We start from the raw sequence: 16,444 nt of genomic DNA, 5'->3' as shown, positions 1-16,444 counted from the left end.
AACAAAAATAGAGATTATTTATGAAAAATCCCGTCCGCAGCGAATATTATTCATCACGGACGGGAATAGACATGTAACCTAAAATAGCGCTTGCCTTAAAAAGCTTTATGATACAGAGCTTCTATATCTTCCACAGATGTAGGTCTCGGATTGCCACCGGTGCAGACATCATTGAAAGCATCGATAGCCAATTGATGCAAATCCTCTTCCCTAACATTGATTTCACGCAACCGCTGTGGAATGCCAATACTTAAAGACAATTTCCGGACAGCAGCAATAGCAGCACATATACCTTCTTCCACGCTCATACCTTCCGTATTGACTCCCATCGCCTTCGCAATATGGACATATTTAGGAGCAGCCGGGGACGCTGCATTATACTCCATTACGTAAGGAAGAAGCAATGCGTTGGCCACCCCATGCGGAGTGTCATAATGGGCACCCAAAGGATGGGCCATGGAATGAACGATGCCCAGACCGACATTGCTGAACCCCATACCGGCAATGTATTGCGCTTGAGACATGGCCTCGCGGGCAACCGAATCGCTGCCATTGTCTACGGCAGCTTTCAAATGGACAGCAATCATTTCAATGGCTTTCAGTTCGAACATATCCGACATAGCCCATGCACCCGGCGTTATATAGCTTTCTATGGCATGAGTCAGTGCATCCATACCGGTTGCAGCAGTCAATCCTTTCGGCATGGAATACATCAGCTCCGGGTCAACAATAGCTACTGCCGGAATATCATTAGGGTCTACACAAACCATCTTTTTTTTGACCTCTTCGTCAATGATAACATAATTGATGGTCACCTCAGCAGCAGTTCCCGCCGTAGTAGGTAAAGTAAAAGTAGGGACAGCCTTTTGACGAGTATCCACCACACCTTCCAGAGACTTCACATCTGCAAAATCCGGATTATTCACAACAATACCAATACCTTTTGCCGTATCAATGGAAGAGCCGCCACCCAAAGCCACGATAAAATCGGCACCGGATGCCTTGAAAGCAGCCACACCATTCTGTACATTGGTAATGGTAGGATTGGCCTTCACATCACTGAAGAGCTCATAAGGTATACTGTTCTTCTCAAAAACTTCAATCACTTTATCAGCCACCTTGAAACGGATCAAATCTCTGTCCGTTACAAAGAAAGCCTTTTTGAAACCTCTGCGGGCAGCCTCCACGGCAATCGTTTCGCGACAGCCGGCACCGAAATAAGAGGTCTCATTCAATATCATTCTATACATAATTACACACTATCTGTTAAAACAATTATTTGGGCAAATTAAACGCTACGGACATTTCCTTCATTTGAAGCTGGCTCATACCATCCGGTTCAAAACCCATATTTTTGGCAGCGATATAAATAAGGGCGGATTTATTGAGTACATCCACCTGGTCGAAAGCAGCCATCACATCCACATCCACAGCAAACACACCATGTTTCTCCCACATCACTACATCATAGTCATCCAGTTCGCGGATGGTAGCCTCAGCCAATTCTACCGAACTGGGAAGTTGATAAGGGATGATGCCCAAACCGCGGGGACAGAAAGCCTTTGTTTCCGGTATCATACTCCAAAGCAGGTTCGAAGCTACATCTTTTTCCAGAAACTTCTTGTTGTGAGTCATGGCTACCAGCTCAATAGGATGCGTATGCACCGAAGCTTTATAGGGAGAACCTTTCGCTATCAGATTGTTGTGTACACTAAGATGGGAAGGAAGTTCCGATGTAGGCTGTACAGACTGGTCGGCTATAATGACATAGCTGGCACAGTCATCCAGAATGCGGATGACCGAACCGTTCTCCATCGGCCAACGGGCCAAATCGCGCATACGCTTGTTGGTGCCTTTGCAATAAAAATAGCAGTCTTTCAAATAAGGTAAAGTAGCACCGATTGATTTCACCTCACTAATGGCGGGCATAGCCTTGATTTCATCGTCTACAAACTCAGTGATGTTGACCGTAATATTGCCCCCATTACGTTCTGCCCAACCTTTCTGCCAGAGATAACCAGCCACCTCAGCCACCTTATTAACTTCCGCAGCCAGCGCCGGACGATTTTCTAGAATTGATTTCATATATGCAGATATATTTTAGTTTTATATTCAAAGATAGGTATTTAAACTTACCCCAGCAACTGTGGCAGGAAAGAAGAAATTATCAAGACTGCCAAGCCTATGACAAGCACTGTAATTGTCTTGGGTGTACACCCTTTCCATTCCTTCAAAAGGATACCCCAAACATTGGAGAACGTTACGTTCAACGACATCAGGATGCACCACGAGAATGTGAGCAATACCGGAGAGTCAGCAAGGAATCCCTTACCCAAGCTAAGACCAAAGAACTGGCTGTACCACAACACACCGGCCAAAGCACAAAACAAGACATTGTTTACATAAAGGGATTTCTTGCCATAATCGCCCCAACTTTTGTTCCTGGAATTCTGATAGAAACAATAGACGGCATTCGTAATGAAACCACCCAGTGTCACCATCAATGTAGCAGGCAGTGTCTTGAATATATCCGCACTTTCAGCAAAACAGAGTTTCTCTCCAAAACCCAATCCTATACTGAAACACGCACTCATAAATCCAGCAAGAAGGGCTACAATAATACCTTTAGTAAAATTGAAATCCTTTACGGCCTTCTTCTTCTCTTCTTCGCTCAGGCTGGCAGACTTCATGCTACCGGCCAGACCGATAATGCCAATACCTACCAACGTGACCACTACACCAACAATAACCGATGTTGTCAAATCTCCTGCCTTACCAGTAAATACCGGAGTCAATATCGTTCCCAATCCGGCACAAGTACCCAAAGCGATAGACTGCCCAAGAGCTACGCCCAAATAGCGCATAGACAAACCAAACGTCAGTCCCCCCACTCCCCATAAAGCTCCGAAGAACATAGTCCAAAGCGTATCCGCAGGATTGTTTGCATAAATCTCGAACAGCGAATTGCCGGCAGGTACTGCCAGCAACGCGCCCAAGAACGGAAAAACCAGCCAAGCGAAAACACCTTGTACAATCCAATACGACTCCCAGCTCCACTCCTTGATGCGGTTAATGGGTACATAGCAACTGGATTGGCAGAATGCTCCGATGGCAATAATCAATAACCCTAATATTATTTCCATTTCTGTCAGTTACAAGGGTTTCCTATCCTCTTTTAGAGGTTACATTAGCTTCATACTTCTCTATTTCAGCGATGAACTCCTCACCTACCGGAACATTGTTTTTCAGACAGAACATGTCCCAAACAGCGTTCCAAGGCAAAGCCTTAGCCTCTTCGAGCAGAGCAAGGCGCTGGAAACCTTGACCGGTGGCCTCATATTCGCGAAGCTTTGCCAATGGTTCTAGTAACGCACGCAACATGCATTTCTGCGCCGCACGGGTACCGATTACATAAGCACCGATACGGTTGATGGAAGCATCAAAATAATCAAGACCAATGTGTACACGGTCCAGTGCATCGCAACGGACAATTTCTTGGAAAAGTTCAAGAGTGGGGTCATCCATGATAGTTACATGGTCAGAATCCCAACGTACCGGACGGCTTACGTGGAGCATCAGCTCAGGGACAAAGAGCAACATGGAAGACACCTTGTCTGCAGCACTTTCCGTAGGATGGAAGTGCCCGGTATCAATGGTAATAAGTTTCTGATGCTGTACACTATAGCCCATACAGAATTCATTGGAGCCTACTGTATAACTCTCTAAACCTATGCCAAACACCTTCGATTCAAGGCAGTCCTTCATATGCTTGTATTCCGTAGCAAAAATACGGTCGAGAGAATCTTTGAAAAGCACACGATACTTCATACGGTTTACAGTGATATCCTTGCTACCATCATGCACCCAAAGATTCATGATGCAGGGATCTCCCTGGCGGCGCCCCATTTCTTCGGCAATGGCACGACAACGTTTAGTATGTTCGACCCAAAAGTCACGGATACCTTGGTCCGGATGAGCCAGAGAAAGATTACCGCTCTTCGGATGAGAGAAAGAAGTGGAATTAAAATCCAATTTTATACCATTCTCGGCTGCCCATTGCATCCAGCTTTCGAAATGTTTCACCTCTACCTGATCGCGATCTACGAAGGTACCGCCAAAGTCACCGTAAATCTCATGCAAATTCAAACGGTGCTTACCGGGGATATAAGAAGCAGCTTTCAAAATATCGGAACGCAGTTCTTCCATATTACGGGCTTTACCGGGATAGTTTCCTGTTGTCTGGATACCACCGGTCAATGAGCCGGCAGATTCGAATCCCTGAACATCATCGGCCTGCCAACAATGCATGGAGATAGACACTTTCTGAAGTTGCTCCATTACTTTTTCTACATCCAATCCGAGAGCTGCGTAACGCTCTTTAGCAATTTCATACGCTTTGTTTATCAATTCTTCTTTCATGATACGTGATTTGATTATGAGTTATAAGTTATTGGTAATCATTATCCATTATAATTAGTCATCGTCAATTGCTTGAAGTGCAGGTAAGCGGTATTCCAATCCTCCATATCCTGCGGATAGAAAGTCTTTAATGGTATGGAACGGTTGATGAGCTGTCTCATGGAAGCAATGTTTCTAGCTGCTCCGGCAGCCAATGCCTGAACCATAACGTTACCGATAGCAGTAGCTTCGGAAGGTCCGGCAATCACGGGAATACCGCCAGCATTGGCTGTCCACTGGTTAAGCAGTTCGTTACGGCTACCGCCACCGATAACATGTAAAGCCTCCACCGGACGTGGTGAAAGATTTCGCAAGCTATCCAGCACCTGACGGTATCTCAAAGCAAGACTCTCAAAGATACAGCGTACTATCTGTCCATGTGTCATGGGAATAGGCTGACGATAATCGGAACAATAGGTCTTGATGGCTTGCTCCATATTCGCCGGATTGGTAAACAAAGCATCATCCGGATTAATTAGACTACGGAATGGTTCACAAGTACCAGCCTCAACGATGAGTTCGGAATAAGGGATTTCCCCCCATTCGGTACGGCAACGTTCAAGCAGCCACATACCACAAATATTTTTTAACAAACGAATAGTTCCTTCCACACCGCCTTCATTCGTAAAATTCAAGGATTCTGTTTCAGCAGTAATGACTGGAGCATCCGTCTCCACTCCCATCAGAGACCAAGTACCACTACTTAGATAAGCAAAATTACGGTCCATGGCAGGTACGGCAGCAACAGCAGAAGCCGTATCATGCCCGGCAACAGCTATCACGGGGACAGCGCCAAGTCCGGTTATTTGTTGTACTTCCTCCGTCAAGCCCCCTATTTTTTCACCAGGATAGACAAAACGCCCGAAATGAGCTTGTGTCAGTCCAATCTCCTGCAGCAAGGCATCCTCCAGCCTGCGGGTATTGGCATTTACCAACTGTGCCGTACTGGCAATAGTATACTCCGTTACCATCTGACCGGTCAACATATAGCTCAAAGCATCAGGCATAAACAGCAATTTATCTGCAGCTGCCAATGCACTGTCATGATTACGGCGTAATGTATCAAGTTGGAACAAGGAGTTGAAATTCATCACCTGAATCCCCGTCCATCCATACACATGGCTACGAGGTATACGTGTGAAGAACGCTTCTGGAGCACCCACCGTATGAGGGTCACGATAGGAATACGGCTGGCGAAGAAATCCCCCATCCTTACCTACACAGACAAAATCTACTCCCCAAGTGTCGATACCGATGGAAGTTATTTCTACACCTTTACGGGCGGCAATCCTCAGCCCTTCAATAATATGACGGTAAAGTTCATAAATATCCCAGTAAAAATGTCTGCCAACTTCAATCAGATGATTTGGGAAACGGTTTACTTCTTCCATTTCCAAACCATTCGAAGTAAAAGTTCCCAGAATTGTGCGACCACTGGTAGCCCCCAAGTCGACCGCAAAAAAGCATTGTTTCATGGTAATTAGTTTTAGTTGCTATTCAACGATACAAAAATAGGAGATTATCCCCCTACTTTTTGTACAGTTTTTGATTGAAAGGGTGTCAGATTTGGCAATTGCATATCTATTCTATATTATATCAACATTTATCAAATGCATACAGAAACAATCCCCAATAACGTGAAAGAACAGATAAACAAGGCTGCTACAAAGAGAACAAGAACAACATATATAATATACCTATGTATAAAAAGAATAAAAAAACTCTCCTTTTTGCATATTATTTCCAAAATAATCCCTAATTTTGCGCCACTCTTAGAATAATTATACAGAAAATGAAGAAAAAAGCCAATCGGTTAGACGCCATCAAGATGATTATCTCAAGCAAAGACGTCAGTTCTCAGGAAGAACTGTTGCAAGCTTTGAGCAAGGAAGGCTTTGAACTGACACAAGCCACCTTGTCACGCGACTTGAAACAGCTGAAAGTAGCGAAAGCAGCGAACATGAACGGTAAATACGTATATGTGCTGCCCAACAACATCATGTATAAACGTTCGAACGACCAGAGTGCAAGTGAGATGTTGATGACAAGCGGATTCGTTTCACTTCAATTTTCGGGCAATATTGCCGTCATCCGTACCCGGCCCGGATATGCCAGCAGCATGGCCTACGACATCGACAACCGGGAGTGTCCCGCCATTCTGGGTACCATTGCCGGAGATGACACCATCATGCTGGTGGTGCACGAAGCGGCGTCACATGACGAGGTACGCAGCTTCCTATCGCAAATCATCCCGAACATTAAATGATAGATAACAACAAAAAACAAGAAATTAAATAAGAAATGGATTCGAAACAAATTGATGTGATGGTGGCTGACGCCTCACATGAAGTTTACGTAGACAAGATTTTGGATACCATCCGGGAAGCTGCCAAGGTACGCGGAACGGGCATCGCAGAACGCACACACGAATACGTAGCTACTAAGATGAAAGAAGGAAAGGCCATCATAGCCTTGTGTGGAGACGATTTTGCTGGTTTTACCTACATAGAGAGCTGGGGCAACAAGCAATATGTAGCGACCTCCGGTCTGATAGTACACCCTAAATACCGGGGGCTGGGGCTGGCAAAACGTATCAAGACCGCCTCTTTCCGCCTGGCACGCCTACGCTGGCCAAATGCCAAAGTTTTCAGTCTCACCAGTGGAGCAGCCGTCATGAAAATGAATACCGAACTGGGATATGTGCCCGTCACCTTCAACGAACTGACCGATGATGAATCTTTTTGGAAAGGTTGCGAAGGCTGTATCAACCATGATATATTGGTAGCCAAGAACCGTAAATTCTGCATCTGCACAGCAATGCTTTACGACCCGAAGCTGCACGAAGAAGATAAAATATAAAAATATAAGGATATGGAAAAGAAGAAAAAAGTGGTAGTCGCATTCAGCGGCGGTTTGGATACCTCATTCACGGTCATGTATCTTGCCAAAGAAAAAGGATACGAAGTATATGCAGCTTGTGCCAATACTGGCGGTTTCAGCCCCGAACAGTTGAAGACTAACGAGGAGAATGCCTACAAGCTGGGTGCCAAAGAATACGTCACCATTGACGTGACGCAAGAGTACTACGAAAAAAGCCTAAGATACATGGTATTCGGAAACGTACTGCGTAACGGTACCTACCCCATCTCCGTAAGTTCCGAACGTATCTTCCAGGCACTGGCCATTGCACGCTATGCCAACGAAATCGGCGCCGATGCCATCGCTCATGGTTCTACGGGTGCGGGTAACGACCAGATTCGCTTCGACATGACTTTCCTCGTCATGGCTCCGGGCGTGGAAATCATTACGCTGACACGCGACATGGCACTGAGCCGTCAGGAAGAGATTGACTACCTGAACCAACACGGTTTTGCCGCCGACTTCACCAAACTGAAATACTCCTATAACGTGGGTCTGTGGGGCACCTCCATCTGTGGTGGTGAGATTCTGGATTCTGCACAAGGATTGCCCGAAAGCGCCTACCTGAAACACTGCACCAAAGAGGGCAGCGAGCAGTTGCGCCTCACTTTTGAGAAGGGGGAACTAAAAGCCGTGAACGACGAGACATTCGACGATCCCATCAAAGCCATCCAGAAAGTGGAAGAGATCGGTGCAGCATACGGCATCGGCCGCGACATGCACGTAGGCGACACGATTATCGGTATCAAAGGCCGTGTAGGCTTCGAAGCTGCCGCACCCATGCTGATTATCGGCGCACACAAGTTCCTGGAGAAATATACCTTGAGCAAATGGCAGCAATACTGGAAGGACCAGGTAGCCAACTGGTACGGCATGTTCCTGCACGAAAGCCAATATCTGGAACCGGTAATGCGCGACATCGAAGCCATGCTGGAATCCTCGCAACGCAACGTAAACGGTACGGCTATCCTCGAGCTTCACCCACTCTGCTTCTCTACCGTAGGTGTAGAAAGCAAGGACGACCTTGTGAAAAACAAGTTCGGCGAATACGGCGAAATGCAGAAAGGCTGGACGGCAGAAGATGCCAAGGGATTCATCAAAGTAACCTCCACGGCACTGCGTGCATATTATTCAAATCACAAAGACGAGAAAATCTAAATGACGGACAAGAAACGGAAACTGACACGTCCCCGAACCGGAAGAATACTTTCCGGTGTATGTGCAGGACTGGCAATTTTTTTCGGACTTGACGTATCTTTAGTACGCATCGTTTATACGTTCGCTACCGTCTTTACTGCTTTTGCAGGTGTAATTATATACATTATATTATTGATTATCATACCAGAAGAATCCAATAGATATTATAGAAATGATTAAAGTAGGAATCATCGGCGGAGCCGGATACACGGCAGGCGAACTGATACGTTTACTGCTCAACCATCCGGAAGCGGAAATCGTATTCATAAACAGTTCAAGCAACGCCGGCAACAAAATTACTGATGTACACGAAGGACTGTACGGTGAAACAGATTTGGTATTTACCGACCAGCTTCCGTTGGAAGAAATCGACGTGCTGTTTTTCTGTACGGCACATGGCGACACGAGAAAATTCCTCGAAAGCCACAACGTGCCCGAGGAGCTGAGAATCATCGACCTCTCCATGGACTACCGCATAGCCTCTCCTGACCACGACTTCATTTACGGCTTGCCGGAACTGAACCGCCGCGCCACCTGCAAGGCAAAGCATGTAGCCAATCCGGGCTGCTTTGCCACCTGCATACAATTGGGGCTGCTGCCGCTCGCCAAGCACCTGATGCTGAATGATGACATCATGGTGAATGCCATCACCGGAAGTACGGGTGCCGGAGTGAAACCGGGTGCCACGAGCCACTTCAGCTGGCGCAACAACAACATGAGTGTTTACAAAGCTTTCGAGCACCAGCACGTGCCCGAAATCAAGCAATCACTCCGCCAGCTGCAAAACAGTTTCGATGCAGAAATAGATTTTATCCCCTACCGGGGTGACTTCCCGCGCGGTATCTTCACTACCATCGTAGTAAAGACCAAAGTGGCTCTGGAAGAAATCATCCGTATGTACGAAGAATACTACGCCAAAGATTCCTTTACATTTGTCGTGGAAAAGAACATTGACCTGAAACAAGTGGTGAATACCAATAAATGCCTCATCCACCTGGAGAAGCACGGTGACAAGCTGCTTATCATTTCCTGCATCGACAACCTCCTGAAAGGTGCCAGCGGACAAGCAGTCCACAACATGAATTTAATGTTTAACCTGGAAGAGACCGTAGGATTACGGTTGAAACCTTCTGCATTCTAAAAAAAATGAATTTATTCGACGTATACCCTCTCTTTGACATCAACATCGTCAAAGGAAAAGGCTGCCATGTATGGGACGAGAACGGTACCGAATACCTCGACCTCTACGGTGGCCATGCAGTCATCTCAATCGGACATGCACATCCACATTATGTAGAGATGGTGAGTAACCAAGTTGCTACGTTAGGATTCTACTCAAACTCAGTAATTAACAAGCTGCAACAGCAAGTGGCAGAACGCTTGGGAAAAGTCTGTGGCTATGACGACTACTCATTCTTCCTCATCAACAGCGGTGCCGAAGCCAATGAAAACGCCTTGAAACTCGCCTCTTTCTACAATGGCCGTACCCGTGTGATATCCTTCTCAAAAGCATTCCATGGACGTACCTCACTGGCGGTGGAAGTAACGAACAATCCTAAAATCATCGCTCCCATCAACAACTGCGGGCACGTCACCTACCTCCCGTTGAACGACATCGAAGCCATGAAGGCCGAATTGTCCAAAGGAGATGTCTGCGCAGTGATTATCGAAGGCATACAAGGTGTAGGCGGCATCCAACTGCCGACAGACGAATTCATGCAGGCTCTCCGCCAGACTTGTACGGAACACAACACGGTCTTGATTCTCGATGAAATCCAAAGCGGCTACGGACGCAGCGGCAAGTTCTTCGCCCATCAGTACAACGGCATCAAAGCCGACATCATCACCGTGGCAAAAGGCATCGGCAATGGTTTCCCGATGGCAGGCGTACTCATCAGCCCAATGTTTACACCAGTATACGGGCAACTTGGAACCACTTTCGGTGGAAACCACCTGGCTTGCAGTGCCGCCCTTGCCGTGCTGGATGTGATAGAGCAGGAAAACCTGATAGAGAATGCAGCCCAAGTCGGCAACTTCCTGATAACGGAACTAAAGAAATTCCCTCAAATCAAGGACGTTCGCGGACGCGGACTCATGATAGGGCTGGAATTTGAAGAACCCATCAAGGAACTGCGCCTAAGACTACTGAAAGAGCAGCATGTATTCACCGGTGTAAGCGGTACGAATGTACTTCGCCTGCTGCCGCCTCTGTGCCTCGGCATGGATGAAGCAAAGGAATTCTTGGAACGCTTCAAGAAAGTACTTTAATATTTGACACAAATAATCAGCCAGCAAAAGAAACGACCGAAAAGCAGAATACCTTTCTCTCTCGGTCGTTTTTTGTAGAAAATTTATCTACCTTTGCCAGCAAAACAACTCTTTTAACAACAAAAAGATATGAAAGCAGCAATTATCGGTGCAGGAAATATGGGGGGAGCCATTGCCCGAGGGCTGGCAAAAGGAACAATCATCCCTGCCGGTAACATCATTGTCTCCAACCCCACCCAGGGCAAGCTGGACAAGCTGAAGGCAGAATTCCCCGCATTGCAAGTGACCAATGACAACCAGGAAGCGGCAGCCGGTGCAGATATGATAATCTTTGCCGTGAAGCCATGGCTGATGGAGCCAGTGATAAAGGAACTGGAACTAAAAGGCACAGAGATTCTTATATCCGTTGCAGCCGGCATTCCTTTTGAAGAGCTGACACACTATGTAGCAGACAAAGAAATGACCATGTTCCGTCTTATTCCCAATACCGCCATCAGCGAGATGGAAAGCATGACACTCATCGCCAGCCGCAATGCCACCAAGGAGCAGGAGCAACTGATGCTGGACATTTTCAACCAGATGGGACTCGCCATGCTCATTCCCGAAGAAAAGATTGCGGCAACCACTGCCATGACTTCCTGCGGCATCGCCTACGTGCTTAAGTATATCCAGGCAGCCATGCAGGCCGGCGTTGAAATGGGTATCTATCCCAAAGACGGCATGCGCATGGTGGCACAATCCGTGAAAGGGGCAGCCGAGCTGATTCTGAACAACGACACGCACCCCAGTGTTGAGATTGACAAGGTGTGTACCCCCGGAGGAATTACCATCAAGGGAATCAACGAGCTGGAACATGAAGGATTCACCTCCACTGTGATTAAAGCCATCAAAGCGAGTAAATGATATTTAATGTGCTAATGTAACGATGTCCCGATATGCCTATGAGCTACGGTATAATTAAACATTGTGCAGCCTATTGGCACATTGCCACACTTTAATAACAACCCATTAAAAAAATATAATTATGGACGAACAAATCAGACAAATAGCCGAACGCCTGCGCGGACTGCGTGACGTATTGGAACTGACTGCCGACGATATCGCCCGCGACTGCGACATCTCTGCAGAAGAGTACCGCCTGGCCGAAACCGGAGAATTCGACATCTCGGTCAGCATGCTGCAGAAGATAGCACGGCACTACGGCATATCACTGGACGCACTGATGTTTGGGCAAGAGCCCAAAATGAGCTCCTACTTCCTGACACGTGCCGGAAAAGGAACCAGTATAGAACGTACCAAGGCATATAAATACCAATCACTGGCAGCCGGTTTCATCAACCGCACGGCAGACCCGTTCATCGTGACCGTAGAACCGAAACCGGACAGCGAGCCGATACATTACAACAGCCATACCGGTCAGGAGTTCAACCTCGTACTGGAAGGCCGTATGATGGTCAGCATCGACGGCAAAGACTTAATCTTAAACGAAGGAGACAGTCTATACTTCAACTCCAAACTGCCGCACGGCATGAAGGCGCTTGACGGAAAGACTGTAAAATTCCTGGCAGTAATCATGTAATAAAGTTATGGTAGAAAGATTTTTATCTCAAACATCCTTCACCTCACAGGAGGACTTCATCAAGAACTTGAAGATAAACGTACCGGAGAATTTCAACTTCGGCTACGACGTAGTGGATGCCTGGGCAGCCGAGCAGCCCGACAAACCCGCACTGTTGTGGACCAATGACCAGGGCGAATGCCGGCAGTTTACCTTTGCCGACATGAAACGGTACACAGACATGACGGCTTCCTATTTCCAAAGCCTCGGCATCGGGCACGGAGACATGGTGATGCTGATACTGAAACGCCGTTATGAATTCTGGTTCAGCATTGTGGCACTGCACAAACTCGGTGCAGTGGTGATTCCCGCCACCCACCTGCTGACGAAGAAAGACATCGTATACCGCTGCAACGCCGCAGACATTAAAATGATAGTCTGTGCCGGCGAAAGCGTCATCACCGACCATATCACGGCAGCTATGCCAGAGTCTCCTTCTGTGAAACGCCTCGTAAGCGTCGGGCCGGAAGCTCCCGAAGGATTCGAAGACTTCCACAAAGGTATCGAGGCCGCCGCTCCTTTCGTGAAACCGGAACATCCGAACACGAACGATGACATCTCCCTGATGTACTTCACCAGCGGTACTACCGGAGAGCCTAAAATGGTGGCCCACGACTTCACCTATCCGTTGGGACATATCGTCACCGGCAGCTTCTGGCACAATCTGAAAGAGAGCAGCCTACACCTCACCATTGCCGACACCGGTTGGGGAAAAGCCGTGTGGGGCAAGCTCTACGGACAATGGATTGCCGGTGCCAACGTATTTGTATACGACCACGAGAAGTTCACTCCCGCAGCCATACTGGAGAAGATACAAGATTATCACGTCACGTCGCTTTGTGCACCGCCCACCATCTTCCGGTTCCTCATTCACGAAGACCTCACGAAGTACGACCTATCCAGTCTGGAATACTGCACCATCGCCGGAGAAGCATTGAACCCCGCTGTATTCGAGACCTTCAAGAAGTTAACGGGCATCAAGCTGATGGAGGGCTTCGGACAGACCGAAACGACCCTTACCGTTGCCACCATGCCGTGGATGGAACCGAAACCCGGCAGCATGGGATTGCCCAATCCGCAATACGATGTAGACCTGATAGACCACGAAGGACGTTCCGTGGAAGCCGGTGAACAGGGACAGATTGTAATCCGTACCGACAAAGGCAAACCGCTGGGATTGTTCAAGGAATACTACCGCGATGCCAACCGTACCCACGAGGCATGGAACAACGGCATTTACTACACGGGAGATGTAGCCTGGAAGGACGAAGACGGCTACCTCTGGTTCGTGGGCCGCGCCGACGACGTCATCAAAAGTAGCGGCTACCGCATCGGCCCGTTCGAAGTGGAAAGTGCATTGATGACCCACCCAGCCGTAGTAGAATGTGCCATTACCGGTGTGCCTGATGAAATCCGCGGCCAAGTGGTAAAAGCTACGATTGTGTTGGCAAAAGAGTACAAGGCACGCGCCGGAGAAGAGCTTGTCAAGGAGTTGCAGAACCATGTGAAGAAAGTGACGGCTCCCTACAAATACCCGCGTGTCATCGAATTTGTTGATGAGCTCCCCAAAACCATCAGCGGGAAAATCCGCCGTGTGGAAATCCGGGAGAACGACCGGAAATAACACTCGCCACCCAGCATCTGAATCATAAGACAACATCCGGGTGAATGAATAAGGAGGGGATAAAACCGAAGTCGGCCATTCTATTGACGATTTCCGTTTTACCCCCTCTTTTTACAAATAGTTGTCTCATTGTGAATACCAAAAGGAGAAAAAAACTATATTTGCACGAAATTAAACTTCACTTGGAACATTTATAAACAAGAAAGACCGACACGGCATATGAAAAATAGAACGCAGATATGGAAAATACTGGCTTTCTTAGGAGCGATACTTTTCTTGTCTGATACAATATACGCCCAACAATGGACATCCGATAGTCATTCGGAATACAAACGGGATACACTCCCTTTCTCACAGCGCTTCATCCACAGATTAGGCGTAGAAGGGCGTGCTGGCTATATTTTTCAGACCAGCCCTTTTCTGGAGTACTCCAACCACCAATACAAGGCCATGAAAAATGCCTATGCCGGCCATCTGAAATACTCCTTCCAGCTCCGTCCCCACACCGTTGCCGACCAGGCTTATATAGGAGCCTATCAAGGGATTGGAGTCGGCTATTTCAACTTCGGCAATCCGGAAGAGCTGGGCAACCCGCTGGCGGTCTATCTGTTTCAAGGGGGACGCATCGCCCAATTCAGCCCCCGCATATCCTTGAACTATGAATGGAACTTCGGCGCATCGTTCGGCTGGAAACCCTACGATGAATATGACAACCCGGAGAACCAGATTATCGGCTCGAAAGTGAATGCCTATCTCAATGTGAACCTCTACTTAAAGTGGGCACTCTCCCCCAAGTTCGACCTGATGATAGGAACTACCGGAAGCCACTTTTCCAACGGAAATACCCAATATCCCAACTCCGGTCTGAACACGGTGGACTGCAAAGTGGGATTGGTATATAACTTTAACCGCAGAGCGGATGAGCTCGCCCAATCATGGCAACGCCCTATCGTTCCTCCATTCCCCCGCCACGTCAGCTACGACTTGACTTTGTTCGGCTCCTGGCGAAAGAAAGCAGTGGCCCATGAGGGCAGTAGTGGCCAGGTACCCGCACCCGGCACTTACAACGTGTTCGGTTTCAGCTTTGCACCCATGTACAACTTCGGCTATAAATTCCGCGCCGGTGTGGCGTTGGACGGCGTATACGACCACAGTGCGAACATGAAAGAATCGTACGAGGAAGAGAACGGCTTCTATACTCCGCCCGCCAAGAAGCAGATGGCATTGGGCTTATCCGCCCGCGGAGAATTTGTCATGCCTTACTTCACGGTAGGTATCGGTCTGGGAGCCAATGTTCTGCACGGCGGCGGTGACATGAAGTCTTTCTATCAGATTCTTGCCCTGAAAATAGACGTAACACGCAATTCGTATCTCCATATAGGATATAACCTCCGGGAATTTCATGAGCCCAATTATCTGATGTTGGGTATCGGCTATCGGTTCAATAACAAACGCCCCAAGCTGTTCTGAACAATAAAGAGGAGGCTATTTATATAGATTCTTTTATTTCATCTGCAAGCACATATTAGTAAGTGCCACGCGCATATCATCTACTATAGTATTATAGTTAGTTTGTTAGTTCACAGCGATGAACACTTTGTTCAAGTATAGAGAAACAGTTTGTTCCAATAAGGAAAAACAGTTTGTTTTCATATGATGAAACGAAATGTTTTGTTAAGGGAAACAAAGTGTTCGCCATAATGAAACAACTTGTTCTATTAAGGGAAACACTTTGTTCGCTATAGAGAAACGGTCTTTCATATCAAGAGCTTATAAAGAAAAAGCTCTGCAAATCAATGATTCACAGAGCTTAATCGAGTACTCGAAGCGGGACTTGAACCCGCACAGCCGCAATGGCCAAAGGATTTTAAGTCCTTCTCGCCGGGCCACCATTCGAGCTTATATTAATCTATAAATCAATAATTTATCTAATGCTACTTACTAATACTTAATATTTGGTTTAACTATTGGTTTAACTAAAGTATTAAATCAAGATTAGTTAATAAATAAGTTTACAATCTCATTATGTATTTAATAATATTATCACTTCACTTCTCAACTTTGGTAAATGATTAATAACCATGCTCCAAAATATATCAGCAGACAAGCTGTCATTATAACGGAAATAACAGTAAAGTTTAATTCAACATTTCTGTAATAGGGGCTTATAATTGAAATATCCTCTCTAAAAGGTTTATTAGTCCATACATGGAGTTAAATGGGTCTCTCCATTAACCTCTTTATCTTTTATAATGGCTAAGTAGTGTATAGTTGAAATACAGCCATCTCTCCATTCCAGTATTTAATAATGAGATATTAACATTAGTTTCCCCTCTGTAATATGGTTAACTTCGTATCAG

15 protein-coding genes and 1 tRNA gene are annotated in these 16,444 nt (G+C 46.8%); 10 read left to right on the top strand and 6 right to left on the bottom strand.

Annotated elements, in window-relative coordinates; all coding sequences use genetic code 11:
* Positions 1–95: 95 nt before the first annotated feature.
* Genes fucO through DW800_RS16135 form a run of 5 tightly spaced genes read right to left on the bottom strand, consistent with a single transcriptional unit; the run spans position 96 to position 5,933 of the window.
* Complete coding sequence (fucO, locus tag DW800_RS16155) at positions 96–1,250, bottom strand: lactaldehyde reductase (RefSeq protein WP_119958202.1); 1,155 nt, start codon at positions 1,248–1,250, stop codon at positions 96–98.
* 25 nt (positions 1,251–1,275) lie between these two features.
* Complete coding sequence (gene rhaD, locus DW800_RS16150; RefSeq protein WP_005825102.1) at positions 1,276–2,085, bottom strand: rhamnulose-1-phosphate aldolase; 810 nt, start codon at positions 2,083–2,085, stop codon at positions 1,276–1,278.
* A gap of 47 nt (positions 2,086–2,132) precedes the next feature.
* Positions 2,133–3,143: an L-rhamnose/proton symporter RhaT gene (gene rhaT, locus DW800_RS16145; RefSeq protein WP_087332225.1), complete on the bottom strand. Its 1,011-nt coding sequence runs from the start codon at positions 3,141–3,143 to the stop codon at positions 2,133–2,135.
* A 22-nt stretch (positions 3,144–3,165) separates the two neighbouring features.
* Positions 3,166–4,419, bottom strand: a complete 1,254-nt coding sequence (locus DW800_RS16140; RefSeq protein WP_009037783.1) for an L-rhamnose isomerase — start codon at positions 4,417–4,419, stop codon at positions 3,166–3,168.
* A 41-nt stretch (positions 4,420–4,460) separates the two neighbouring features.
* Complete coding sequence (locus tag DW800_RS16135; RefSeq protein ID WP_117703990.1) at positions 4,461–5,933, bottom strand: rhamnulokinase; 1,473 nt, start codon at positions 5,931–5,933, stop codon at positions 4,461–4,463.
* 317 nt (positions 5,934–6,250) lie between these two features.
* Here DW800_RS16135 and argR point away from each other — a divergent pair, with 317 nt between their 5' ends.
* The 10 genes from argR to DW800_RS16085 all read left to right on the top strand — a co-directional run bounded on the left by argR (position 6,251) and on the right by DW800_RS16085 (position 15,554).
* Complete coding sequence (gene argR, locus DW800_RS16130; RefSeq protein ID WP_005825113.1) at positions 6,251–6,724, top strand: arginine repressor; 474 nt, start codon at positions 6,251–6,253, stop codon at positions 6,722–6,724.
* A 35-nt stretch (positions 6,725–6,759) separates the two neighbouring features.
* A complete protein-coding gene (locus DW800_RS16125) occupies positions 6,760–7,317 on the top strand; it encodes a GNAT family N-acetyltransferase (protein WP_005825115.1) in 558 nt (185 codons plus the stop codon).
* A 12-nt stretch (positions 7,318–7,329) separates the two neighbouring features.
* Positions 7,330–8,535: an argininosuccinate synthase gene (locus DW800_RS16120; RefSeq protein WP_035449833.1), complete on the top strand. Its 1,206-nt coding sequence runs from the start codon at positions 7,330–7,332 to the stop codon at positions 8,533–8,535.
* A complete protein-coding gene (locus DW800_RS16115) occupies positions 8,536–8,754 on the top strand; it encodes a PspC domain-containing protein (RefSeq protein ID WP_005834779.1) in 219 nt (72 codons plus the stop codon). It abuts the gene before it with no gap.
* On the top strand, positions 8,747–9,715 hold the full coding sequence (gene argC, locus DW800_RS16110) for an N-acetyl-gamma-glutamyl-phosphate reductase (RefSeq protein WP_005834778.1): 969 nt from the start codon (positions 8,747–8,749) through the stop codon (positions 9,713–9,715). Before DW800_RS16115 ends, argC begins: the two co-directional genes overlap by 8 nt.
* A 5-nt stretch (positions 9,716–9,720) precedes the next feature.
* Positions 9,721–10,842, top strand: a complete 1,122-nt coding sequence (locus DW800_RS16105) for an aspartate aminotransferase family protein (protein ID WP_005825124.1) — start codon at positions 9,721–9,723, stop codon at positions 10,840–10,842.
* Between the two features lie 129 nt (positions 10,843–10,971).
* Positions 10,972–11,745, top strand: a complete 774-nt coding sequence (gene proC, locus DW800_RS16100; protein WP_044469112.1) for a pyrroline-5-carboxylate reductase — start codon at positions 10,972–10,974, stop codon at positions 11,743–11,745.
* Between the two features lie 121 nt (positions 11,746–11,866).
* The gene (locus DW800_RS16095; protein WP_005825132.1) at positions 11,867–12,421 is read left to right on the top strand and encodes a helix-turn-helix domain-containing protein; all 555 of its coding nucleotides are present in this window, start codon (positions 11,867–11,869) and stop codon (positions 12,419–12,421) included.
* Positions 12,422–12,428: 7 nt separating this feature from the next.
* Positions 12,429–14,084, top strand: a complete 1,656-nt coding sequence (locus DW800_RS16090; protein ID WP_009037781.1) for an AMP-binding protein — start codon at positions 12,429–12,431, stop codon at positions 14,082–14,084.
* A gap of 219 nt (positions 14,085–14,303) precedes the next feature.
* Positions 14,304–15,554 carry an acyloxyacyl hydrolase gene (locus tag DW800_RS16085; protein ID WP_117589710.1) on the top strand — a complete coding sequence of 417 codons (1,251 nt, stop codon included), beginning with the start codon at positions 14,304–14,306 and terminating at the stop codon, positions 15,552–15,554.
* 349 nt (positions 15,555–15,903) lie between these two features.
* On the opposite strand, the gene DW800_RS16080 is transcribed toward DW800_RS16085, so the two are convergent.
* Positions 15,904–15,983, bottom strand: a tRNA-OTHER gene (locus DW800_RS16080).
* Between the last annotated feature and the right edge of the window lie 461 nt (positions 15,984–16,444).

Origin of the sequence: Bacteroides sp. AM32-11AC (genome assembly GCF_003603515.1) — a bacterium.
GTDB lineage: Bacteria > Bacteroidota > Bacteroidia > Bacteroidales > Bacteroidaceae > Bacteroides > Bacteroides uniformis.
Note: the sequence above shows the minus strand (reverse complement) of the source record. Positions and strands in the feature narration are given on the sequence as shown.